Below are 21,721 nucleotides of genomic sequence, written 5' to 3'. Positions count from 1 at the left end.
ATGGCGGAGATGCGCACCGAAGAAGAACAGGTCCAGGCAATCAAGGACTGGTGGAAAAATAACGGGAATTCTCTGTTGATCGGTGTTGGTGCTGCACTGGCTATCGTGTTTGGCTGGCAGGGCTGGCAAGACCACCAGGCCCAACAGCGCACCGAAGCGGCCAACGAGTTCGCCAATCTGCTGAATGCATTCAGTGATCAGGCGGATGAAACCAGCGCTGATACAGTCGAGTATGTTGCCGGTACCCTCCGTGACGAATATACCGATAGTGCCTATGCGATCTACGGTAACCTGATTCTTGCCCGTCAACAGTTGGAAGCCGGTCAGGCAGAAGACGCCATTGCGTCACTGGAATGGGCACTGGCCAAGGCTGGCGAGCACAAGGCGCTTTCGCTCGTGGTTCGTAACCGTCTGGCGCGCGCCCAGTTTACGGCGCAAAAGTACGATGAAGCTTTGGCGACCATTGATTCGGCAGGCGACGCAGACAGTTTCAATGCAATCTTCTCAGAACTGAAGGGCGATATACTGCTGGCCCAGGGTGATCAGGATGGTGCACGGGAAGCCTACCTGGCCGCGCGGGAATCCAGTCAGCAGGGACGCAGCGGAATCCTGGACCTGAAACTGTCTGACCTGGGCGTCGGGGAGGACGCCTGATGCGTCTGTCGCGCAACAGGATGGTTCGTGCTTGCCTGAGCAGTGGCCTTGTCATCGCGATGGGCTTGTCGGGTTGCAGCACCACCGATACGTTTGAGCAACCGGCGCCGGTTCCGGATATTGAGGAATCCGCAGAGTTTGACCAGGTTTGGAGTATGTCTGTCGGTGACGGGCATGATGATGAGTTCCTGTACCTGGCCCCTCTCAATGCCGGCGATATGCTCTACGCAGCGTCTGCCGATGGCGAGCTGGTGGCTGTTAAGCGCGAGAATGGCGATACTCTCTGGGAAGTTGAACTCGAAGACCGGATTTTTTCCGGAGTCGGTGGCGATGCTGACCAGCTGTACCTGACCACCCGTGAGGCGGACCTGGTTGCGCTCTCAAGGGCGGATGGTAGTGAATTATGGCGGGCCGCTCTGCCCACGGAAGTGCTGTCTGCGCCTCGCTCCAATGGTCGTTTGGTCGTAGCACAGACTACCGATGGTCGGGTCCTTGCCTTTGACGCAACCGATGGTGAGAAGCTCTGGCAATACGACGGCGTTGTGCCGGTTTTGTCAATGCGGGCTGCTGCAGCCCCCCTTGTCGGCGGCGATCTTGTGGTTGCCTCGTTTTCCAACGGCCGTCTGATCGCGATTTCTACGGAATCCGGTCAGCCGGTTTGGCAATATGAGGTAGGTCAGCCACAAGGGCGGACGGAATTGGACCGGTTGGTAGATGTCAGTGGTGAACCGCTGGTACTTGATTCCGCCATGCTGGTCGTCGGTTACCACGGCAAACTGGCACTGGTGGATATTCGCACCGGTCAGGAGATCTGGAGTCGCAAGGCATCAAGCCTTCAGTCCCCGATGGTGGGCGATGGCAGCATCTACCTGGCCGAAGCGAACGGAGACATAACCGCTCTGCAGGGGTCGGATCGCCGGGAACTGTGGACTCAGGATCGTTTGGCATGGCGCCAGCCAACCCAGCCCATGGTGTATGAAGACTACCTGGTGGTTGGTGATTTTGAGGGTTACCTCCACATTCTCTCTCGCGAGGACGGTCGTCTGGTGGGCCAGATGGAGTTCGACGATGAGGGTATTCGCGTACCTTTGCAGCGCCTTAGCGATGGTAACCTGCTGGTTTTTGGAAACAGCGGCGACATGGCGGTCTACAAGATCCGTCCGGTTGAGTGATTTTTCTACCCCGGCAGCCGTCGGGGTGGCCTCCTTCTTTTGCGTAGTGACACATTTATGACCCCAGTAATTGCTCTTGTTGGCCGCCCGAATGTGGGTAAGTCGACGCTCTTTAACCAGATGACCCGTTCCCGGGATGCGCTGGTGGCGGATTTTCCGGGCCTGACCCGGGACCGGAAGTATGGCGAGGGCAACTACGAGGGTCAGCGCTTTATTGTTATTGATACCGGTGGTCTGACCGGCGACGAACTGGGTATTGATGCCGAAATGGCACGCCAGTCCCTGCAGGCGGTGGAAGAGGCTGATATCGTACTTTTCCTCGTTGATGGTCGCGCGGGCCTCACCGCCGGCGATGAGCTGATCGCGGATCACCTTCGCCGCTCGGGTAAGAAAGCCCACCTGGTCGTGAACAAGACCGATGGCCAGGATCCGGATATTGCAGCCTCCGATTTTTACAGCCTAGGATTTGATTCCACCTTCCTGATCGCGGCTTCTCACAACCGCGGCATTCGGTCCCTGCTGGAGTCGTTGTTACCTTCAGAAGAGGAGCGGGAAGAAGAGGACCGTGCCGAGCGCTATCCGGGTATCCGCATCGGTGTGGTGGGTCGGCCGAATGTCGGCAAATCTACCCTGGTAAACCGGATGCTGGGCGAGGAACGGGTTGTCGTCTATGACATGCCGGGCACCACCCGGGACAGCGTGTATATTCCCTATGAAAGGCAGGGAAAGGAATACACCCTGATTGATACAGCGGGTGTGCGCCGTCGCAAAAACGTGCGTGAAGTCGTCGAAAAATTCTCGATCATCAAAACACTGCAGGCCATTGATGATGCGCATGTTGTGATTCTGGTTATCGATGCCAGAGAGGGATTGGTGGACCAGGATCTGCACCTCATTGGCTTTGTGCTTGATGCCGGGCGTTCTCTGGTCATTGCTGTCAATAAATGGGATGGGATGGATCCGGAGGAGAGGGCGCGGGTGAAGGAGCAGGTTCAGCGTCGCCTGGACTTTCTCGATTATGCGGACAAGCACTACATTTCCGCGTTGCACGGCTCCGGCGTGGGCGTTATGTATGATTCGGTGCAGGATTGCTACGAGTCGGCGATGGCAAAGTGGCCAACCAACCGCCTCACGGCCATTCTCCAGGACGCCGTTGCCCAGCACCAGCCACCGATGGTTCAGGGCCGGCGTATCAAGTTGCGCTACGCCCATCAGGGTGGTTCCAATCCTCCGGTTATCGTGGTTCACGGCAACCAGGTTGAGTCCCTGCCAGGCGCTTACAAGCGATACCTTGAAAATACGTTCCGTAAGGTCCTCAAGGTCAACGGTTCACCGATCCGCTTCGAATTCAAAGGCGGAGAAAACCCGTTTGCCGGCAAGGTTGACCGTCTGACGCCCCGTCAGAAAGTCAAAAAAGACAATGACCTGAAGAAAGGTCGGCGCATCAAGAAGACCCGCCAGAAAAGCATCAAACGCTGATTTTGCAAAACGGGGCTGTATCAGCTCAGCCCCGCAGCCTCCACCTGGCGCGCCTGAACGGCAGTCAGGGCGATAGTGAACACGATATCCTCTACCAGGGCGCCCCTGGATAGATCGTTTACCGGCTTCCTCAGACCTTGAAGCATTGGGCCGATACTCACCACGTTGGCGCTTCGTTGCACGGCCTTGTAAGTGGTGTTGCCAGTGTTCAGATCCGGGAATACGAAGACCGTGGCCCGCCCAGCGACCTTACTCTCCGGCGCCTTGCTTTTGGCAACGCTTTCGATGGCGGCAGCATCATATTGAAGCGGACCATCAATCAGCAGGTCGGGGCGTCTGGCCCTCGCAATCCGTGTTGCTTCCCGAACCTTGTCCACGTCCTGTCCACTTCCTGATTCGCCGGTACTGTAGCTGATCATTGCTACGACCGGGTCGATCCCGAACGCCTCAGCAGACTGGGCGCTTTGAATGGCGATGTCAGCCAGTTCCTCCGCGTCGGGATCGGGATTGATCGCGCAGTCGCCATAGACCACCACCTGCTGCGGTAACAACATGAAAAACACCGAGGAGACAACCCGCGCCTGATCATGTGTCTTGATCAGCTGCAACGCCGGCCGGACGGTGTTTGCGGTCGTGTGGATGGCACCGGAAACCAGGCCATCGGCTTCATCGAGGGCGACCATCATGGTGCCCAGTACAACGTTGTCTTCAAGCATGGCTTCTGCCATGTCGGGTGCCAGCCCCTTGTGTTTACGCAGCTCGACCATTGGGGTGACGTAGTTGCGGCGAACCGCGGCCGGATCAATGATTTCAATATCGTCGGGAAGTTCGAGTCCTTGGGAAGAGGCAACGCGCTCAACTTCGTTTTTGTCACCCAGCAGAACACAACGGGCAAGACCGCGGTCATGGCAGATAATCGCGGCATGCACCGTTCTGGGTTCACATCCTTCGGGAAGGACGATGCGCTTGTTGGCCGCTCTTGAGCGCTCGGATAGCTGGTATCGAAAGGCCGGTGGCGATAACCGGCTCTGCCGTTGGACTTTCAGGTGTTCCTGGAGCCAGTCTGTATCAATCCGGGTCGCCACTGCCTCCATCGCTTTTTCTATCCTTTCCGGGTCATCGGTGGGTATGGCGCTGGAGAGGTTGCCGAGGAGGTAAGCCGTTTCATAGGTATTGTTATCCGAGAACAGCACGGGCAACCCGGTGCCAAGTGCACTGCGGCAGAGATCAGTTACCTTGGGGTCCGGCATCAGACCGCCGGTGAGCAGCAGGCCAGCCAGGGGAACGCCGTTCAGTGCGGCAACAGCGGTTGCCACGATGATATCGTCCCGGTCACCCGGTGTGACCATGAGTGTGCCGGGCCTGAGGGTGTCCGTCATATTGCGGATCGTCCTGGCGCAAACCGATACCCGCTGAATCCTTCGGGTGTGCATTTGGCCCTCATTCAGCACTCTCATCTCAAGCTCTCGGGCGACGTCTGAAACCCGGGGCGCCAACAGATCCGGTTGCCAGGGAATCGTCGCCAATAACCTGAATCTCTGACTGGAGAATACGCTGCAGCGCTTACTGTAGTCCGGTGTTTGCGTATCTTTATCATTGATGGTGGGTGCTGAAAGGCCCGATGATTCGGGTTCTCCCACTTTATTGAGGATAACCGCGATGACGTCAGGGTCTGATGGATTGGCGAACAGTCTGGCGGAGAATTCAAGCTCCTCGTCGAGATCTGCTGGTGCGCGATTCTTGGGTGGCGCAACGAGAATGACCTCGGAGCCCAGGTTGCGCGAGACTTCGACGTTCAGGCGAGCGATATAGGCCTCACTGCGATCCGGCACCAGGCCTTCAATGATGACCACATCGACGTCGCGTGCGACCGCCTGGTATTCCCCAACAATGTTTTCCATCAGCAGGTCGGTTTTGCCACGGTTGAGCTGATGCTGAGCTTCTTTGAGGGGAATCGGCGTTGGCGGCGTGAGATGGCTGCTGGCCCGGATGAACTCAGTGGACGAATCTTTCCCGTCATTGTGGAGATGCTCGCCATGGTGGACTGACTGACAGAACGGTTTGTAAAAACCAACGCTCACGCCGACCCGCTCAAGGGCCCTCAACAGTCCGAGGCAGACGGAAGTCAGACCGGAGTCAATGGAGGTAGGGGCAATAAAAAGACTTTTAGCCATGGTGTCGTTCCTGATTGAAATCCCGAACTATGCGGAGCCGGAGCGGTTGGCGAATCGGGCGGCTTCCCGGGCAATAACAAGCTCTTCATTGGTGGGGATCACCAGTATTGGAAAACGCGACGTGCTGTCTTCAATGTGACCGTCACTCAGGCGCCCGTGGTGTTTGTTTGCTTCCGGGTTTACCACAAATCCCAGGATTTCGAGGTTTTCGAGGGTCTGTTGCCGTATCCGGGCGCTGTTTTCTCCAATGCCACCGGTGAAGACCAGCGCGTCCAATTGCTTCAGGGAGGTCATCATGGCCCCGACATATTTGGCCAACCTGAAACAGAATATGTCGATGGCCAGGCTGGATGGCTCGTGTCCGTGGTCGGCCAGTTCACAAAGCGAGCGCATGTCGTTCGTCTGGCCGGAAATACCAAGCAGGCCACTTTCGCCATTAAGGGCTTTATGGACCCGCTTAGCGGTCAGTCCCTTAGTGGCGAGGTATTCGAAAAGGCCAGGGTCGACGTCGCCACTGCGAGTACCCATGACCAGGCCTTCAAGTGGTGTCAGCCCCATGCTGGTGTCGACACTGACACCATCACGGATTGCCGTAATGCTGCATCCATTGCCCAGATGCGCAGAGATGATGGAGGTGGCGGCTGGCGTGCGCCCAAGCAGTCTGGGGGCCTCCTGGCTCATGAACTTATGGCTGGTACCGTGGAAGCCATAACGCCGCACGCCCCAGTCACGATACCAGGATTCAGGTACGGCATAATGAAACGCTTTTCGGGGCAGGGTTTGATGAAAGGCGGTGTCAAAGACCGCGATCTGTGGAACCCAGGGGAAAAGCGCCCGGGTGGCGTCGATTCCGGTCAGGTTGACCGGATTGTGCAACGGAGCAAGGCCTGAGCATTCGCTGATCGCGTCACGAACTGAATCGTCAATGAGCGCGGAATGCCGGAAGGTCTCGCCGCCATGGACGACGCGATGGCCAACGGCTGAGGGCTGTGAACTCATTAACCCGCGATCCTGGAAAGCGCGGATCAGCGCCTCCAGTGCTTGTTCGTGGTTTGCGCCGGGCGGCAGGGCTACCGGGGCTCCGCCGTCGCCAATTCGAGCATGGGGGGACTGATCGCCCAGGCGTTCTGCCAGTGCAGAGGCAAGAGGTTTGTGGTTCTGGTCAAACAGTGCCAGCTTTAGTGATGAGCTGCCGCAATTGACCACAAGTATCGTGTCATCCATCGACATCTTTATCCGGGTGGTTCAAGCCTGTTGCAGGCGTTGGGTGGTTTTTAGCCAGGTTTCAAAGTCTTCAGTGGGAAGTGGCCGGCTGTAAAAGTAGCCCTGGGAATAGTCGCACCCTTCCTGTTTCAGGAAGTGAGTCTGTGCTTCTTCTTCTACGCCCTCAGCAATCACGCTCAGTCCGAGGCTATGGGCCATATTTATGATTGCCCGGACGAGAGAGGCATCTTCGGCTTCTTTCATCACATCCTGCACGAAGGATTTATCGATCTTGAGTGTGTCGAAGGGGTAGCTCTTCAGATAGCTCAATGCTGAGTACCCCGTGCCGAAGTCATCAACGGAAAGGCGAACGCCGGCATCGTCCAATTGCCGGAGAATCTCGGCGGTTTCGATCGAGTTATCGAGAATCAGCCTTTCGGTGATCTCCAGTTCCAGTTGATTGTGGTTCAGGCCAGACGACGAGACGGCATTCAATACCGTACTGGTAAAGCCCGGATCCCTGAACTGCCGGGGCGACACGTTGACGGAAATACCGATGTCCCGCCCCGTCGTTTCTTTCCAGGTGACGGCTGCGCGGCAGGCTTCCTGCAATACCCATTCGCCAATTGGGATAATCAGTCCGGTTTCTTCAGCAAGCGGAATGAACCGATCCGGCATGACCATGCCCATGGAAGGGTTATTCCAGCGAAGAAGGGCTTCCGCTGCGACGAGGTTGCCGGAATCGGTGTCCACAATGGGCTGGAAATTGAGTTCGAACTCGTTGAGCTCGAGAGCTCGCCGCATTCTCGATTCCATTTGCAGTCGTTCGTGGGACACTTCCGTCATTTCCGGCGCAAAATGAGCGTAGGCACTCTTGCCCTTGTGTTTTGCCTGGTACATGGCTGCGTCTGCATGCTGGAGCAGGGTGCCGCTGTTGTCCGAGTCGGTCGGGAATACGGAGATCCCGATGCTGGTGGTGACAAAGACCTCTTGCCCGTTAAGGATGTAGGGCGGTGAGAAGGTCTTGAGGATCCGGTCTGCAACCTGGGATGAAGCATCGGATCCGGTAAGCCCGGGTAGAATTACCAGAAATTCGTCACCACCAAGTCTGGCGACGGTACTGGTGCCCCTGAGGCAGCTTGAAATACGACGCGCGGCCTCGATGAGCAGGTTGTCGCCGGCATCGTGGCCCAGGGTGTCATTGATGTGTTTGAAGTTATCGAGGTCCAGGAACATAACCCCGACTTGTGAGTTTTCCCGGCGGGCCTGGGCCAGTGCGAGTTTCAGGCGGTCAAGGGCCAGCATTCTGTTCGGCAGGCCCGTCAGGATGTCATAGTTGGCCTGTCTGAGCAGTTGTTGTTCGTAGCGTTTCCGGATACTGATGTCCTCGCCAAGTATCAGGTAGCCGGTGGTTTCACCGCCGCCATCCTTGATGGGCGTAACGATGAGTTGTTCCCAGAATCGCTCACCGTTTTTGCGAACGCTGTTGACCTCGCCCTGCCAGACGCCGACCCGCTGCACCTGCAGCCGGATGGATTGCCATAGATGCCGGCTTTCGCGATTGTCGAGGTCATTTTCTCCAAGCGCGCCGGGATGTTTGCCAATGATACTCTGGGCATCGTAGCCGGTGAGCTGGCTGAATTTCTGGTTGGCAAATTCGATACGCCATTGGCGGTCACAGATCAGAACCGACGACGGGCTCTGTTCGATGGCTTTGGAGAACTTCCGGATTTCTGCAGCATCCCGCTCCTGACGCCCGATATCGTCGTTCAGGCGCTCCCGCATCTGGTTAATCGCATCGGTGACCTTACCCAGTTCGTCTGACTCATTGGACGGAGTGTGGGGGCGGTCGAGAACCAGAGGGCGCGCAAGGTTTTGCAGAGAAAAATCACGTGCATAATTCGCCATTGTGGTGAGGTGGCGGGTCACAAAATGCTGGAATATCCAGATGATCAGAATGGAGACTAGGAAGGTCTTGAGGAATTGGGTGGCAAGGATGATGCCGACCTTACGTTCCATTTCCTGATAGACGCGGGCAAGGTCCGCGGTGATGGTAAGTTCACCGAGCTTGAACGTTTCATCGCCCTCATGAATCAGGTCGAAGCTGTGGACGGTCGTTTCGGATTCGCGGGGTATCTCTCCCATGACCAGTTCGGAATCCGGTTCGATTCTCAGCCGCAAGTGAACGATATCCGGTAAACTCAGGATCCCTTCCATTTGGGTCTGGAGCAGTTTCTGATCCAGTGCCCACAGACTGCGCGCCAGACTGGATGCATAGCCGGATTCAACCACCGCCATTCGTTTATCAATCTGGGAAATGTCTTTTCGATAGTCGGAGTAAATCTGAAAGGCCGACGTAATCAGCGTAAAGACTGAACTGAATAGCAGTATCCAGGCCAGCAAACGGAAAGAAAGGGGAGACCCTTTACGAAAACGTTGTAAGCGCGTCGACAGTTTTGGCATGTCGTAAGAGTTCGCCACCCAGTCCTATGGAAAAAAGCGGATAAATCATCACCTTCCGACTATAGCAGTAGTTTGTTGCGAATGCCTTGCAAATGCAGGAAAAACCGAGAGAAATGTGTTCGGGTTCAGTATTTCTGCGTATCTTCAGGGACGCTTTGGGCTTGATGTAGGTCAATACCCCACGGGAGGCAGCGGCGTAACCTGAGCGTATTGAAAAGTTGCAGGTAGGAGGAAACAGATATGTATATGGACGCTGTGGTGATTGCCGGGATCGTGACTGTATTGCTGATCGTAGGCTTTTTCGTCGGGGTAGGGGTATTCGTAATGAAAGACCAGAAGGCTCATGGCCCGCAGAGCAGGAAGAAGGAAAAGCACTCTGGAAAACCGGTCTGATATCAGGGAGCCTGCGGGCTCCTGATAGATACGGTAGGAAAAATTGGCGTCCCCTAGGGGGTTCGAACCCCTGTTGCCGCCGTGAAAGGGCGGAGTCCTAGGCCACTAGACGAAGGGGACGCAACGTTTTCTCAACCTTGCCTCGTCGAGGTGGCGCGTATATTAAGTAAGCCTCCTGGGCGTGTCAACGATTTTTTAAATTATTTTTCGTTGGAAGCCGCAAGGAGGTTCAACCGCGAATCGCGTCCTCAAGAGCAGACGACAAATCTGCATACCTGAAATTGAAATCAGCGTCCTTCAGCCTCTTCGGGATGGCCCGTTGTCCCGTGAGCAGCAACCGCGACATCTCTCCAAGAGCTATTCGCAGAATGGGGCCGGGTGCCGGGAATGGGGTTGGCCGGTGGAGTACCTTGCCCAGTTGACGGGTAAATTCCTGATTGGTCGCCGGTTGCGGGCTCACCACATTGAACGCACCCTTCGCTGACGGCGTTTCCAGCATCCAGATCAGCGCCTGAACCACGTCCGTTCTATGAACCCAGGGCATGAACTGTTGACCTGTGCCGAGTCTTCCGCCAAGACCGAGCTTGAATGGTAGGATCATCCGGGTTAAAAACCCACCGTTGGCGCCCACGACGACACCCGTTCGTGAAATACAAACCCGAACGCCGTCCTTTTCCAGATCTCTGGCGGCCAACTCCCAGTCGTGGCAGAGTTGATGAGTGAATTCGTCGTGGGGCGACGTTTCTTCGGTAACCGTTGAGGTTCCCTGGTCACCATAAAAGCCAACCGCCGATCCCGAGACGAGCACTTCTGGCAAGTGATCCCAGCCGCGGATGACGCTCACCAGTTCCTTTGTCAGCAGAATCCGGCTGTCCCTCAAAGCTTTTTTTCGCGCCTTGCTCCAGCGTTTGTCGGCAATACCCTCGCCGGCGAGGTTAATGACGGCATCGAAACCACTGCGTGACTCAAGTTCCTTTAGGCTGGACGCAGATTTGACCCTGCCACAGATTGCCTTGACCTGGTCGTCGGGTTGACGGCTAAGGACGGTTAGAGCGTAGCCCCGGGCGAGAAGCTCACGACATAGAACTTGTCCGATGAACCCCGTGCCCCCTGTAACCAATACGGTTTTACTCATGATGCGCCTCCTCGAGACTCAAGCGGAGTCACGTTGCCGAGGTGTCCAGCTGTTGAAGGACGAGATCGCGAATCGCCTGACCCAGTAGCGGGTTTTCGCCAATGGGAGGTGCGAGTTTTATCGTCACCCCATTGGCTTTCTCCAGTTCCGATATCATCGCAGGCACGTCCTTGCGCAGGTGTCGGCCGGCCGCAAGAAAAAGTGGAACAATCGTGAACTGGCTGACGCCTTCAGCAGTACCTTCTGTAATGATGGTATCAAGGGAGGGTTCTGCCAACTCCATATAGGCGATTCTGGAATCCGGGACGGCGTCGAGTGTCGGGCTGGCCAGTTGCTCGAAGGTGTCGCACCAGCGCTTGTCACTGCTACCGTGGGCCAACAGAATAATGCGGTGGTTCATTAAAGCTCCTGATTCGTCGGTTCTGAGTCTTAAACATAACAAGGTGTGCGTGAATGTTCGATTGGAAAGAGATTCTGGATTTCTGGTTTGGAGAATTGGATAGCCAGGGGCTGCCCGACAGTTTTCACCGGAACCGATGGTTTCGTTCGGATCGGAAGTTTGATCAGGAAATCCGCCGCCGATTTTTGTCCATGGTGTTGTTCGCCTCCGAAGACGGAATATCGCATTGGCGTAAGGAACCTGGGGGGTGCCTGGCGGAAATTATCCTGCTTGATCAGTTTTCGCGAAACATCTATCGAGGCGCGGCCCTGGCCTTCGATCAGGACGGGCAGGCGCGGATCCTGTGTCGGCAGGCAATGGAGAAAGGGTACGACATGGCATTACCGCCGGTGCAGAGGGCGTTTCTTTACATGCCGTTGCAGCACTCGGAGCGCAAAAATGACCAGGACCTATCGGTCGAGTGTTATGAGCAGTTGGCGTCTGCAAATGATGGGGTTCTGGGAGAGTTCATGGGGAGCTTTGTGGAGGCCGCCCGTGATCATCGCGACATTATCTACCAATTTGGGCGCTTTCCCCACCGTAACCGGGCATTGGGTCGGAGTTCGACTCCAGAAGAGTTGGCGTATCTGAAGGGAGGACGCCGATTCGGACAATGACGCAAGGTACCTTCGCGGGAATTTCTGCCGATCCGTTCAACGTTTGCCCTGGTTTCGTTCTCCATAATCGGAGGTTCACACCAGAACTATTAATGACGGATCGAAGGCATGGCCGACATGAGAGGGAGGACACAGGCAGATCGGGACTACGTTGTTGCGAATCAGGCGGCGTCCAAGTTTGCCGAGGAATACAGGGGGCGTCGCGGAGCCCGGGCAAAAGGCGAAATGCGCCGGAAGGAAATTCTGTCAGCGGCGCTGAGGATTGTGGCGCGCGATGGCGTTCGGGCCGTCAAGCATCGTTCCGTTGCCCGCGAAGCGGATGTGCCGCTGGCTGCAACAACCTACTATTTCCGCGACATTGATGAATTGCTCAATGACGCCTTTATTCTGTTTTCCGAAGAAGCGGGAGAGCAGGTTCGGGCATTCTATGACACGCTACAGGTGTTGTTGGACAGCCTGTCTCCGGAGATGCGTCTCCGCACCAGTCCGGAGAGACCGCAGCTCGCAAAACGTTTGGCGTCTGTGGCTACCGCTTACCTGGAAACCCAGTTCAGGGACCGAAGGGCTTACCTGCTTGCCGAGCAGGCATTCCTTATTGAGGCCTTGCGGGATGATCGTCTCTCACGGTTGGCCAGACGGTACCGAAAGTCCTGGGTGTCCGGTCTCGCAGAGTTGCTTGAGAAACTTGATTCGCCGTCCGCCACGCAAGACGCCTCTCTGATCGTGCACGTTGTACTGGGTATGGGCTACGATCTGATGCTTGGTGTCCCCGGAGATGATGATGGCACCCTGGCCAGGGCCGTCGAGCGTATTGTGGATCTTGCGCTCGGTGTGGGAGATAGATGAATCGAAAAAAACAAAGAAAAGTTGTTGACGACGGGGATCTGATCCGTAAAATACGCCTCCGTTGTCGGCATCAACCGTCAGCAAAGCGGGAATAGCTCAGTTGGTAGAGCACAACCTTGCCAAGGTTGGGGTCGCGAGTTCGAATCTCGTTTCCCGCTCCAGATTCCAGAAAACCCGGTCTCGAAAGAGTCCGGGTTTTTTCGTTTTTCGCCTTTGTAATGTCGGTTTCGGACCTCGCCGTCAGTTATACTCTGCTGCCTTATCACCTTATTTCAGGGCGTTTGGAGGCCGGTGGAAATGAACGTTCAGGCACTTTGGGTATATCCGGTCAAATCCTTGGCTGGCATCCAGGTACAGAGTTTCGAGCTGGATGACTTCGGTCCGGCGGGTGACCGCCGCTGGATGATTATTGATGACGACCGCCACTTTGTCACCCAGCGCAAATACCCCGAGTTGGCGCGGATCAAGACATCATTCGTCGACGGCAGGGTCATCGTTGATATACCCGGTGAAGGTCGCTTTCCTCTTATGTCGACAGTCGAAGATGTACGCGTGCAGGTCTGGAGAGACTGGGCACTTGCCCGCATTGGTAGCGCTGACGCGAGTGAGGCCCTGAGTCGGTACTGTGGTCAGGCGTTCAGGTTTGTATTCATGCCGGACGACTCATTTCGCCAGGTGGACGTAGCGCGGGTGTCTGACCGCAGACGGGTCAGTTTTGCCGACGGGTTTCCCTTTCTTATCACCAACAGTTCATCGCTGGATGACTTGAATCATCGCTTGGAGCAGCCTGTGGAAATGCGCCGCTTCAGACCCAACATCGTTCTTGATGGGGCTCAGGCTTGGAGCGAAGACGACTGGCGGGCATTGGACATTGGCGGAATTCGCTTTAGCGTGGTGAAGCCCTGTTCCCGATGTGTCATGACAACGGTTGACCCCGACGCAGGCACCAAAGATCCCGGCGTGCAGCCCCTGAGAACGCTGACAGGATTCCGTAAAACGGAGGAGGGCGTCATCTTTGGTATGAACGCGATCCATGAATCGGCTGGCATGGTGCAGGTCGGCGATACCGTTTCAATTATCGATAAGGAGTAAGTTCGAAGGTGCCATTATTAACATTGGATTCCGTATCCCTCGCCTTCGGGATGCACCCGTTACTTGACCATGCGTCACTGGTGATTGAACCGGGAGAGCGAGTTTGCCTGCTCGGGAGAAATGGTGAAGGAAAGTCTACGCTGTTAAAGATCGTTGCCGGCGAGGTAGAGCCGGATGGTGGTGTGGTAAGGCTCGAAGACGGATCCGTGTTGTCGGTGTTACCCCAGAACCTTCCGTTTGATGACAAGCGTCGGGCCTACGATGTGGTTGCCGGAGCGTTTCCAGAGACTGGCGAATTGCTTGCCGAGTTTCACCGTCTCTCGCAGCAGGCCGACGAGGTCAGCCTGGAACGCCTGATGAAGGTTCAGGAGCGTCTCGAATCCCTGGATGGCTGGCGTCTGGATCAGAAGGTAAACACGATTCTAGGGCAATACGGTATTGATCCCGATTGTACCCTGAACACCCTGTCCGGTGGCTGGCAGCGCCGTGTACTCCTCGCCCGGGCGCTCGTTGCTGATCCGGATATCCTGTTGTTGGATGAACCGACCAACCACCTCGATGTGCCGGCAATAGCCTGGCTGGAGGAAGCCCTCGGACAGTTCCGGGGAGCGATGTTGTTCGTCAGTCACGACCGGGCCTTCATCCGCCGTATGGCAACTCGTATTGTCGAACTGGACCGTGGTCAGCTGGTCAGTTTCGCAGCGACTTATGAACGTTACCTGGATCTGAAAGAAAAGGCGCTCGAGGAGGAGGAGCGTCAAAATGCCCTGTTTGACAAGCGCCTCAAGCAGGAAGAAGCCTGGATCAGGCAGGGGATCAAGGCCCGTCGTACCAGGAATATGGGGCGCGTGCGGGCTCTCAAGGCTATGCGGGAGGAGCACCGTCAGCGCCGGGTTCGGTCGGGAACGGCCAGTTTTGCCGTCGAAGACGCAGCGCGGTCCGGTAAGCTGGTCGTAGAAGCAGCTGACGCCGGTTTTGGTTGGAGCGGCGGGGCTCAGATTATCAAGGGCATGAACCTCACGGTGCTTCGCGGTGACAAGATTGGACTCGTTGGCGAAAATGGCACTGGTAAGACAACGCTGGTCAGGCTCCTGCTCGGTGACCTGCAACCGACGGAAGGAAAGATTCGCCTCGGCACCAACCTTGAGGTCGCCTACTTCGATCAGTTGCGTGGTGAGCTTGATCTGGAGCGCAATGCGCTGGATAACCTGGCGGAAGGTCGGGAATTTATCGACATCAATGGTCAGCGAAAGCACGTATTGGGGTACCTGCAGGACTTCCTGTTTACGCCGGAGCGCGCGCGATCACCCGTCAGCGTGTTTTCCGGTGGGGAGAGGGCTCGCCTGTTGCTGGCAAAACTCTTCAGTAAGCCTGCCAACATCCTCGTGCTGGACGAACCCACTAACGATCTTGACGTTGAGACGCTGGAGTTACTCGAAGAACAACTCTCAGAGTTCAAAGGTACGGTGATCGTCATCAGTCACGACCGGGAATTCCTCGATAATGTGGTCACTGAAACGCTCTTTCTGGACGGAACGGGCAGGGTTCGCGAATATGTAGGTGGTTATAGTGACTGGCGCCGTCAGGGTGGCTGTTTCCCCTCCGAGAAAACTGGCAATCGACCGGACCGGCAGGACAGGGCGGGCACTAAAGCCGCATTTGGCGACAACGCCGAACCAGTTGTTAAATCCCCGAAAGCTGTGGATGAGTCGACAAAAAGAAAACCCGCAAAGCTAAGCTATAAGCTTAAACTTGAATTGGAGAAATTGCCCGCGCAGATTGAGGCTTTGGAGCAGGAAATCGCTCATTTGCACGACGTCATATCAGCGGCTGATTTCTATTCAGGCCCACCGAATGAGGTATCGAGCACACTGGAATCTCTGGCAGAGAAGGAGTCTCAGTTGGAGCAGGTGATCGAAAGGTGGATGGAGTTGGAAGAACAGGCGAGCGGATGAACGTAAACTACGATTTCAGGTTTCAGAACGGCAGGACCGTTGAGTTTCGGGTCACGGATCAGCCAGCCAGGCGGAACGATAAAGAGCTGCCTGCCTGGACGAGGCTAGAGCATTGTCAGTGCTCGAACTGCCCATTGAAATCGGCGGACGTGCAGCATTGCCCTGCCGCGACCGAGATACTGCCCGTTGTCGAGGCGTTTCAGGCGGACGATGCCTACCAGCGTGTCGAAGTGGTTGTTACTGACGAGAGGCGAACTTATCGCAAAGAAACCACGCTGGAAGAGGCGCTACGTTCGCTGCTGGGTCTGAAAATGGCCACCAGTGGCTGTCCCGTGCTGGCGGAACTCAAGCCCATGGCGATCCATCACCTGCCTTTCGCCAGTTCAGACGAATTTATCATGCGCAGCGTCGGTTACTATCTGCTCCAGCAATACTTCGCCAAGCGCCATCATCAAGAGCCAGACTGGGACCTCAAGGGTCTGGTGGAGCGCAATCAACGGCTTCAGCTGGTCAATCAGGCATTGTGGCAGCGAATACATTCGGTCTGTCAGGGTGATAGCAACCTGAAAGCGTTACTTAATTTCTTTTCGATGGCGTCGAGCGTCAGTTTTTCGCTGGAAAGCCAGTTGAGAAAACTTGAAGCGAAAATCAGCGGGGAAGAGTAGGAGCTCCCGGAGCCAAGGCTCCGGGCTCTTAGTTTCTATCGTGTCAATTGATTCGCACAGCCAGTACGTCACACTCCGTACCGTGAAGCACACCGTTCGCGGTTGAGCCGAGGAGCAGCTGAAAGCCCTTACGGCCGTGACTACCCACAACAATCAGGTCCACGCCCTGTTCCTTGGCGATGCGATGTATCTCGGACTCTGGCCGGCCAACGGTCACCATCTGCTGGTCTTTCGGTACGCCATACTGGTTGCCGTAGCTCTCAAGCTGCTCGTGAGCAGCCTTGTCAAGCTGGTCCTGAAGTTCAGTCAGGTCCATCGGGATGTCCCCGCCATAGGCGTAACCAACGGGTTCAACAACATGAACCAGCAATAATTCGGCATTATGTGCCTCGCTCATGGCCTTCGCTTTGTTCAGAACCTGAGGGGCCTCCTCGGTCAGGTCGATGGCAACAAGCATTTTGTTGAAGGCGGACATCGTTTCACTCCTTTAATAAACGGGCTTGATACAAGGATAGTACTCCAAATCTAATCCCAAAAGTGTAGTGTGAAACTGACGGGTATCAACAAACGGGCGAGAAAATATGAGGAATGGCGGGCAATTACGCCCGCCAGGCATGACAGTCAGGCGGTTTCTTCGAGGAGCGTGATGGTGGTAGCAAGGCCTTCGAGAATGCCTTTTGAGTAGCGGTCAATAACGAAGCTGACGTTGTTCTCGTTATAGTTGATATAGGACTTCCGGATAAACAGCCATTTCGAAGCGACATCCTCGATGGTTGCTTTGAGTTCCCGGTTCGAGCCATTGCCTTTTTTGACTTTTTCGAGCAGTTCGTCGAACTCCCGAGCCTGCTCATCCAGCGGCGTTTCGGTGGAGGACCCCTGGAACGTCTGAGAAACAGAGGAATTGGTGCGGGCGGAATACTTGGCCATCATCTGTGCCATTTTAACGGCCGCCATACGGGCCGCCTCAATGCGCGGGCTTGTCTCGGTCTGGCTACTGTCCTGCGCAACCTGATAAAGCTCGGTGGCCATGTTGTTCATGCCGAGCGCCTGGTTTGCCATATCGGATACTAGTCGCAGGTCCGGGTAGCCCGTCTTGCGAACATCATTGATGTTATCGCGCATCAGTCCCTTGAACGTATCGAATTCTTTATTGAGCGACTCGACCTGCTCTTCGGAGAGGATGCCGCTGGTGCTACCTGCCACGGTGTTCATCGCGTCGTTGGCGGCATTGATACCGGCAACAATCTCGTTCAGGGTGTTGGTGTCGCCACTGGCGCTGAACCGGTAGTAGGCGTCCAGGGCCATGTAGTTGCTGATCCGGAATGTGTGCAGATCGGAGAGAAAGCCACCAGGTGTTTCCTGGGCGCGGGCGCCGAGGGAGGTCAGGGCCAGAAGGATCAGGGCTGCGACCAGCGATTGGACCCGAAGGCGAGTGTCATTCATCGGATGCTTCTCCGTAGTGCGTTTTATTGTTTTTGACCCAAAGTCCCTAATGTTTGTGGACCAAAGTCGTAGATCGAAGTTAAAGTAACTGGGTCGGCCAATCAAGCGGTTTTGCCGGCTTCCCGGGCGATAACTGTAAATATCTATTAAATTTACGTGACGAAGTTCCGGTTTTATCTGCGGTGTATGATCTACGCCGCTGAACTACAAGAAATCTCGCAGTCCTCTCTTTCGGCGCCTCCGATGCAGCGGAGACTTTTGCGCCCCTTAGGTAAGAAACAAATTGACAAACGCCCGTTTTTTTTTCATCGTGTGCCCTCACGATTCAAACGACTGTATGAATTTTGGATCGATTGATCGGGCAGTGACCGAAATCTCGCTGCACAAACAGGCTCGGGGAGTGCGTATCTACCAGTACGCCCAGGGCCTGGAAGCAGTTCCAAACACAGACTGGAGATCAGTTGATGATTTACGAAGGTAAAGCCATCACGGTTAAAGAGATCGAAGGCGGGATCGCTCAGTTGAACTTTGACTTGCAGGGCGAGTCAGTGAACAAGTTCAACCGTCTCACTATTGAAGAGCTGGGTGCCGCTACCGACGCCATCAAGGCGCAGAATAACCTGAAGGGTCTGGTTGTAACCAGCTCCAAGGACAGCTTCATTGTTGGTGCTGATATCACAGAATTTACCGACCTGTTCGCAGGGCCGGAAGAAGATCTGGTAGCCAACAACCTGAAGGCTAACGAAGTTTTCAACGCCGTTGAGGACCTGCCGTTCCCGACCGTTACCGCAATCAACGGTATCGCGCTCGGTGGTGGTTTCGAAATGTGCCTCGCGACCGATTATCGGGTAATGGCTCCGAAAGCCAAGGTTGGCCTGCCAGAAGTTAAGCTGGGTATCTTCCCGGGCTTTGGTGGTACCGTTCGTCTGTCACGTCTGGTCGGCGTGGATAACGCTGTCGAGTGGATCTGTGGTGGTACTGAGAACCGCGCTGACGCCGCCCTCAAGATCGGCGCAGTTGATGCCGTCGTTGAAGCCGACAAACTGGTTGAGGCGGCTGTTGCGATCATTGATCAGTGCAACGAAGGCAAGCTGGACAACCAGGCTCGTCGTGAAGAGAAAAAGGGCAAGATCAAGCTGAATGCCATGGAAAGCATGATGGCATTTGAGATCTCCAAGGCCTTCGTTGGTGGTAAAGCTGGCAAGAACTATCCTGCGCCGGTCGAAGCCATCAAGACCATGCAGAAACATGCCAGCATGACCCGTGACAAGGCAATCGAGGTTGAAGCCAAAGGTTTTGCCAAGATGGCCAAGACCAACGTGGCTGCATGCTTGGTCGGTCTGTTCCTGAATGACCAGGCTCTGAAAAAGAAAGCCAGCGCCTGGGAGAAGGAAGCCTCTGATGTGAAACTGGCCGCCGTACTGGGCGCCGGCATCATGGGTGGTGGTGTTGCCTACCAGTCTGCACTGAAAGGCACCCCGATCCTGATGAAGGATATCGCCCAGGAAGGTATTGACCTGGGTCTGAAGGAAGCCAAGGGCCTGCTGACCAAACGCGTCAGCAAAGGCAAGATGAAGGCAGACAAGATGGCGGATGTTCTGAACAGCATCACGCCGACTCTGAACTACGGTGACTTCAAGAACGTTGATCTGGTTGTTGAAGCCGTTGTTGAGAACCCGAAGGTCAAGGACATTGTTCTGCGTGAAACCGAAGATCAGGTTCGTGAGGACGCGATTCTGACCTCCAACACGTCTACGATTTCCATCAACCTTCTGGCCAAGAACCTGAAGCGTCCGGAAAACTTCTGTGGCATGCACTTCTTTAACCCGGTACACATGATGCCGCTGGTTGAGGTTATTCGTGGCGAGAAGACCAGTGATCGCGCCATCGCGACCACCGTTGCCTACGCCAAGGCCATGGGCAAGACGCCGATCGTTGTAAATGACTGCCCGGGCTTCCTGGTAAACCGTGTTCTGTTCCCGTACTTCGGTGGCTTTGCCGGTCTGGTACGCGATGGAGCCGACTTCCAGAAAGTCGATAAGGTCATGGAGAAGTTCGGCTGGCCGATGGGCCCGGCTTACCTGCTGGACGTTGTTGGCATGGATACCGCGAAGCACGCCAACGAAGTGATGGCTGAAGGCTTCCCGGATCGTATGAAGGATGAGAACAAGTCCTCCATCGACGTTATGTTCGAGAACAACCGTTACGGTCAGAAGAACGACTTCGGTTTCTACAAGTATGAACTGGATCGCAAAGGCAAGAAGAAGAAGGTTGTAGACGAAGAAACCTACAAGCTTATCGAGCCTGTTGTTCAGGGTCAGAAGGACTTCGACGAAGAAGAAATCATCGCCCGTATGATGATTCCTCTGTGCCTGGAAACAGTTCGCTGCCTGGAAGACGGTATCGTTGAGGCTCCGGCCGACGCCGACATGGGCCTGATCTTCGGTATCGGTTTCCCGCCGTTCCGTGGTGGCGCCCTGCGTTACATCGACGACATGGGTGTAGACAAGTTCGTCGAGCTGGCAGACAAGTATGCAGATCTTGGTCCTCTGTACCATCCGACCGAGAAGCTGCGTGAAATGGCCAAGACTGGCAAGAAGTTCTTTGGCTAACCCTGAACGAGATTTCCGAACGGAGAAAGATCTATGAGCCTTAATCCGAGAGACGTTGTCGTCGTCGATTGCGTGCGGACTCCGATGGGTCGTGCCAAAAACGGATGTTTCCGCAACGTGCGTGCGGAGACCCTGTCGGCTGCCCTGATCGAGGCACTGTTCGAGCGTAACCCTGAGCTCGACCCGAAAGAAGTAGAAGACGTTATCTGGGGCTGTGTGAACCAGACCAAAGAGCAGGGCTTTAACGTGGCGCGGCAGATTTCCCTGCTGACCCGTATCCCGCATGAGTCCGCAGCTCAGACAGTGAACCGCCTGTGTGGTTCTGCCATGTCCGCGATCCACACTGCGGCTCAGGCAATCCAGACCGGCAACGGTGATGTGTTTGTGGTCGGTGGTGTCGAGCACATGGGGCATGTACCCATGACTGAAGGCTTTGACCACAACCCGGCAGCTTCCAAGTATTCTGCGAAAGCCTCCAACATGATGGGCCTGACTGCAGAAATGCTGGCGAAGATGCACGGTATTACCCGTGAGCAGCAGGACGAGTTTGGCGCGCGTTCTCACCGTCTGGCCCACGAAGCCACTGTCGAAGGCCGTTTCAAGAACGAAATCGTTCCCATTGAAGGTCACGATGAAAATGGCTTCAAGGCGCTGATCGAGGAAGACGAGACTATTCGTCCCGAGACCACTGCCGAGTCCCTGGGTCAGCTGCGTCCGGCATTCGATCCCAAGAACGGTACAGTGACAGCTGGTACTTCTTCTCAGCTGACTGACGGTGCTGCTGCAATGGTGCTGATGTCTGCTGAACGTGCCGAGGCCCTTGGCCTGAAGCCGCGTGCCCGCATCGTGAGCATGGCGGTCGCTGGCTGTGATCCCGCAATCATGGGTTACGGCCCGGTTCCGGCAACCAAGAAGGCGCTCAAGCGCGCAGGCCTGAAAGTTGAAGATATCGACTTCTGGGAACTGAACGAAGCGTTTGCGGGGCAGTCTCTGCCGGTCCTGAAGGACCTGAAACTGCTGGGTGTTATGGAAGAGAAGGTTAACCTGAACGGCGGTGCGATTGCCCTTGGCCATCCGCTCGGCTGCTCCGGTGCCCGTATTTCCACTACCCTGGTGAATGTTCTGGAAGCCAAGGGCGGTAAGTATGGTGTTTCCACCATGTGTATCGGTCTGGGTCAGGGCATTGCCACTGTGTGGGAGCGTCTCTGATTTCCGTTACGGAATAGGAAACGCTGTCCAGAAAGGCCCGGCATCATGCCGGGCCTTTCTATTTGGGCCAGGAGTCCATTTGCAGGCTCGCATCGCGAAAAAAAACCACAAACGAAACCAAAGAATGGGTTGTCTTGCTATTCTTGACCCTGTAAAACAGTGAGCCTATA

General features: G+C 55.6%; 18 protein-coding genes and 2 tRNA genes. 12 read left to right on the top strand and 8 right to left on the bottom strand.

Features of this window, described 5'->3' with window-relative positions; translation table 11 throughout:
• Genes D777_RS05120 through der form a run of 3 tightly spaced genes read left to right on the top strand, consistent with a single transcriptional unit; the run spans window position 1 to window position 3,305 of the window.
• On the top strand, window positions 1–654 hold the full coding sequence (locus tag D777_RS05120; protein WP_036129326.1) for a YfgM family protein: 654 nt from the start codon (window positions 1–3) through the stop codon (window positions 652–654).
• Between the two features lie 20 nt (window positions 655–674).
• Window positions 675–1,826 (top strand): outer membrane protein assembly factor BamB, encoded by a 1,152-nt coding sequence (gene bamB / locus D777_RS05115; RefSeq protein ID WP_406564762.1) that lies wholly within the window; start codon window positions 675–677, stop codon window positions 1,824–1,826.
• Between the two features lie 57 nt (window positions 1,827–1,883).
• Window positions 1,884–3,305 carry a ribosome biogenesis GTPase Der gene (der, locus tag D777_RS05110; RefSeq protein WP_036129323.1) on the top strand — a complete coding sequence of 474 codons (1,422 nt, stop codon included), beginning with the start codon at window positions 1,884–1,886 and terminating at the stop codon, window positions 3,303–3,305.
• 20 nt (window positions 3,306–3,325) lie between these two features.
• On the opposite strand, the gene pta is transcribed toward der, so the two are convergent.
• The 3 genes from pta to D777_RS05095 are packed head-to-tail and all read right to left on the bottom strand — an operon-like array spanning window position 3,326 to window position 9,145.
• Entirely contained in the window at window positions 3,326–5,479 is a 2,154-nt protein-coding gene (gene pta, locus D777_RS05105; RefSeq protein WP_036129321.1) for a phosphate acetyltransferase, read from the bottom strand.
• 27 nt (window positions 5,480–5,506) lie between these two features.
• A complete protein-coding gene (locus D777_RS05100) occupies window positions 5,507–6,703 on the bottom strand; it encodes an acetate/propionate family kinase (RefSeq protein WP_036129319.1) in 1,197 nt (398 codons plus the stop codon).
• 21 nt (window positions 6,704–6,724) lie between these two features.
• Window positions 6,725–9,145 carry a bifunctional diguanylate cyclase/phosphodiesterase gene (locus D777_RS05095; protein ID WP_036129316.1) on the bottom strand — a complete coding sequence of 807 codons (2,421 nt, stop codon included), beginning with the start codon at window positions 9,143–9,145 and terminating at the stop codon, window positions 6,725–6,727.
• Between the two features lie 240 nt (window positions 9,146–9,385).
• On the opposite strand from D777_RS05095, the gene ccoM reads away from it, so the two are divergent.
• Window positions 9,386–9,538 (top strand): cytochrome c oxidase subunit CcoM, encoded by a 153-nt coding sequence (gene ccoM / locus D777_RS18330; RefSeq protein WP_201443330.1) that lies wholly within the window; start codon window positions 9,386–9,388, stop codon window positions 9,536–9,538.
• A gap of 44 nt (window positions 9,539–9,582) precedes the next feature.
• Here the strand turns inward: ccoM and D777_RS05090 are convergent.
• The 3 genes from D777_RS05090 to D777_RS05080 all read right to left on the bottom strand — a co-directional run bounded on the left by D777_RS05090 (window position 9,583) and on the right by D777_RS05080 (window position 11,073).
• Window positions 9,583–9,658: transfer RNA gene (locus tag D777_RS05090), tRNA-Glu, on the bottom strand.
• Window positions 9,659–9,767: 109 nt separating this feature from the next.
• Window positions 9,768–10,673: a TIGR01777 family oxidoreductase gene (locus D777_RS05085; protein WP_036129314.1), complete on the bottom strand. Its 906-nt coding sequence runs from the start codon at window positions 10,671–10,673 to the stop codon at window positions 9,768–9,770.
• A 28-nt stretch (window positions 10,674–10,701) separates the two neighbouring features.
• Window positions 10,702–11,073: a sirohydrochlorin chelatase gene (locus D777_RS05080; RefSeq protein WP_036129312.1), complete on the bottom strand. Its 372-nt coding sequence runs from the start codon at window positions 11,071–11,073 to the stop codon at window positions 10,702–10,704.
• A gap of 53 nt (window positions 11,074–11,126) precedes the next feature.
• Between D777_RS05080 and D777_RS05075 the strand changes: the two genes are divergently transcribed.
• The 6 genes from D777_RS05075 to D777_RS05050 all read left to right on the top strand — a co-directional run bounded on the left by D777_RS05075 (window position 11,127) and on the right by D777_RS05050 (window position 16,287).
• On the top strand, window positions 11,127–11,729 hold the full coding sequence (locus D777_RS05075) for a DUF924 family protein (RefSeq protein WP_036129310.1): 603 nt from the start codon (window positions 11,127–11,129) through the stop codon (window positions 11,727–11,729).
• A 108-nt stretch (window positions 11,730–11,837) separates the two neighbouring features.
• Window positions 11,838–12,575: a TetR/AcrR family transcriptional regulator gene (locus tag D777_RS05070; protein ID WP_051668942.1), complete on the top strand. Its 738-nt coding sequence runs from the start codon at window positions 11,838–11,840 to the stop codon at window positions 12,573–12,575.
• A gap of 85 nt (window positions 12,576–12,660) precedes the next feature.
• A tRNA-Gly gene (locus D777_RS05065) sits at window positions 12,661–12,736 on the top strand.
• 136 nt (window positions 12,737–12,872) lie between these two features.
• Entirely contained in the window at window positions 12,873–13,667 is a 795-nt protein-coding gene (locus D777_RS05060; protein ID WP_036129308.1) for an MOSC domain-containing protein, read from the top strand.
• Window positions 13,668–13,675: 8 nt separating this feature from the next.
• Complete coding sequence (locus D777_RS05055; RefSeq protein WP_036129306.1) at window positions 13,676–15,622, top strand: ATP-binding cassette domain-containing protein; 1,947 nt, start codon at window positions 13,676–13,678, stop codon at window positions 15,620–15,622.
• Window positions 15,619–16,287 carry a DUF6901 family protein gene (locus D777_RS05050; RefSeq protein ID WP_036129304.1) on the top strand — a complete coding sequence of 223 codons (669 nt, stop codon included), beginning with the start codon at window positions 15,619–15,621 and terminating at the stop codon, window positions 16,285–16,287. The genes D777_RS05055 and D777_RS05050 overlap by 4 nt, the downstream gene beginning before the upstream one ends.
• A gap of 43 nt (window positions 16,288–16,330) precedes the next feature.
• On the opposite strand, the gene D777_RS05045 is transcribed toward D777_RS05050, so the two are convergent.
• Window positions 16,331–16,762 (bottom strand): universal stress protein, encoded by a 432-nt coding sequence (locus D777_RS05045; RefSeq protein WP_036129302.1) that lies wholly within the window; start codon window positions 16,760–16,762, stop codon window positions 16,331–16,333.
• A gap of 146 nt (window positions 16,763–16,908) precedes the next feature.
• On the bottom strand, window positions 16,909–17,730 hold the full coding sequence (locus D777_RS05040; protein ID WP_036129300.1) for a hypothetical protein: 822 nt from the start codon (window positions 17,728–17,730) through the stop codon (window positions 16,909–16,911).
• A gap of 464 nt (window positions 17,731–18,194) precedes the next feature.
• Here D777_RS05040 and fadB point away from each other — a divergent pair, with 464 nt between their 5' ends.
• Both fadB and fadA read left to right on the top strand, forming a co-directional pair.
• The gene (gene fadB / locus D777_RS05035) at window positions 18,195–20,342 is read left to right on the top strand and encodes a fatty acid oxidation complex subunit alpha FadB (RefSeq protein ID WP_036129299.1); all 2,148 of its coding nucleotides are present in this window, start codon (window positions 18,195–18,197) and stop codon (window positions 20,340–20,342) included.
• A gap of 33 nt (window positions 20,343–20,375) precedes the next feature.
• A complete protein-coding gene (fadA, locus tag D777_RS05030) occupies window positions 20,376–21,551 on the top strand; it encodes an acetyl-CoA C-acyltransferase FadA (RefSeq protein ID WP_036129298.1) in 1,176 nt (391 codons plus the stop codon).
• Window positions 21,552–21,721 lie beyond the last annotated feature (170 nt).

Origin of the sequence: Marinobacter nitratireducens, assembly GCF_000708045.1 — a bacterium.
Lineage (GTDB): Bacteria > Pseudomonadota > Gammaproteobacteria > Pseudomonadales > Oleiphilaceae > Marinobacter > Marinobacter nitratireducens.
The sequence above is the reverse complement of the archived record's forward strand: the minus strand, read 5'-3'. Positions and strand labels throughout refer to the sequence as shown.

Bases quoted from the DNA above. Each gene is read 5' to 3' on its own strand.
- D777_RS05120 (WP_036129326.1), top strand. From the start codon at position 1: ATGGCGGAGATGCGCACCGAAGAAGAACAGGTCCAGGCAATCAAGGAC.
- bamB (WP_406564762.1), top strand. From the start codon at position 675: ATGGTTCGTGCTTGCCTGAGCAGTGGCCTTGTCATCGCGATGGGCTTG.
- der (WP_036129323.1), top strand. From the start codon at position 1,884: ATGACCCCAGTAATTGCTCTTGTTGGCCGCCCGAATGTGGGTAAGTCG.
- pta (WP_036129321.1), bottom strand. From the start codon at position 5,479: ATGGCTAAAAGTCTTTTTATTGCCCCTACCTCCATTGACTCCGGTCTG.
- D777_RS05100 (WP_036129319.1), bottom strand. From the start codon at position 6,703: ATGGATGACACGATACTTGTGGTCAATTGCGGCAGCTCATCACTAAAG.
- D777_RS05095 (WP_036129316.1), bottom strand. From the start codon at position 9,145: ATGCCAAAACTGTCGACGCGCTTACAACGTTTTCGTAAAGGGTCTCCC.
- ccoM (WP_201443330.1), top strand. From the start codon at position 9,386: ATGTATATGGACGCTGTGGTGATTGCCGGGATCGTGACTGTATTGCTG.
- D777_RS05085 (WP_036129314.1), bottom strand. From the start codon at position 10,673: ATGAGTAAAACCGTATTGGTTACAGGGGGCACGGGGTTCATCGGACAA.
- D777_RS05080 (WP_036129312.1), bottom strand. From the start codon at position 11,073: ATGAACCACCGCATTATTCTGTTGGCCCACGGTAGCAGTGACAAGCGC.
- D777_RS05075 (WP_036129310.1), top strand. From the start codon at position 11,127: ATGTTCGATTGGAAAGAGATTCTGGATTTCTGGTTTGGAGAATTGGAT.
- D777_RS05070 (WP_051668942.1), top strand. From the start codon at position 11,838: ATGGCCGACATGAGAGGGAGGACACAGGCAGATCGGGACTACGTTGTT.
- D777_RS05060 (WP_036129308.1), top strand. From the start codon at position 12,873: ATGAACGTTCAGGCACTTTGGGTATATCCGGTCAAATCCTTGGCTGGC.
- D777_RS05050 (WP_036129304.1), top strand. From the start codon at position 15,619: ATGAACGTAAACTACGATTTCAGGTTTCAGAACGGCAGGACCGTTGAG.
- D777_RS05045 (WP_036129302.1), bottom strand. From the start codon at position 16,762: ATGTCCGCCTTCAACAAAATGCTTGTTGCCATCGACCTGACCGAGGAG.
- D777_RS05040 (WP_036129300.1), bottom strand. From the start codon at position 17,730: ATGAATGACACTCGCCTTCGGGTCCAATCGCTGGTCGCAGCCCTGATC.
- fadB (WP_036129299.1), top strand. From the start codon at position 18,195: ATGATTTACGAAGGTAAAGCCATCACGGTTAAAGAGATCGAAGGCGGG.
- fadA (WP_036129298.1), top strand. From the start codon at position 20,376: ATGAGCCTTAATCCGAGAGACGTTGTCGTCGTCGATTGCGTGCGGACT.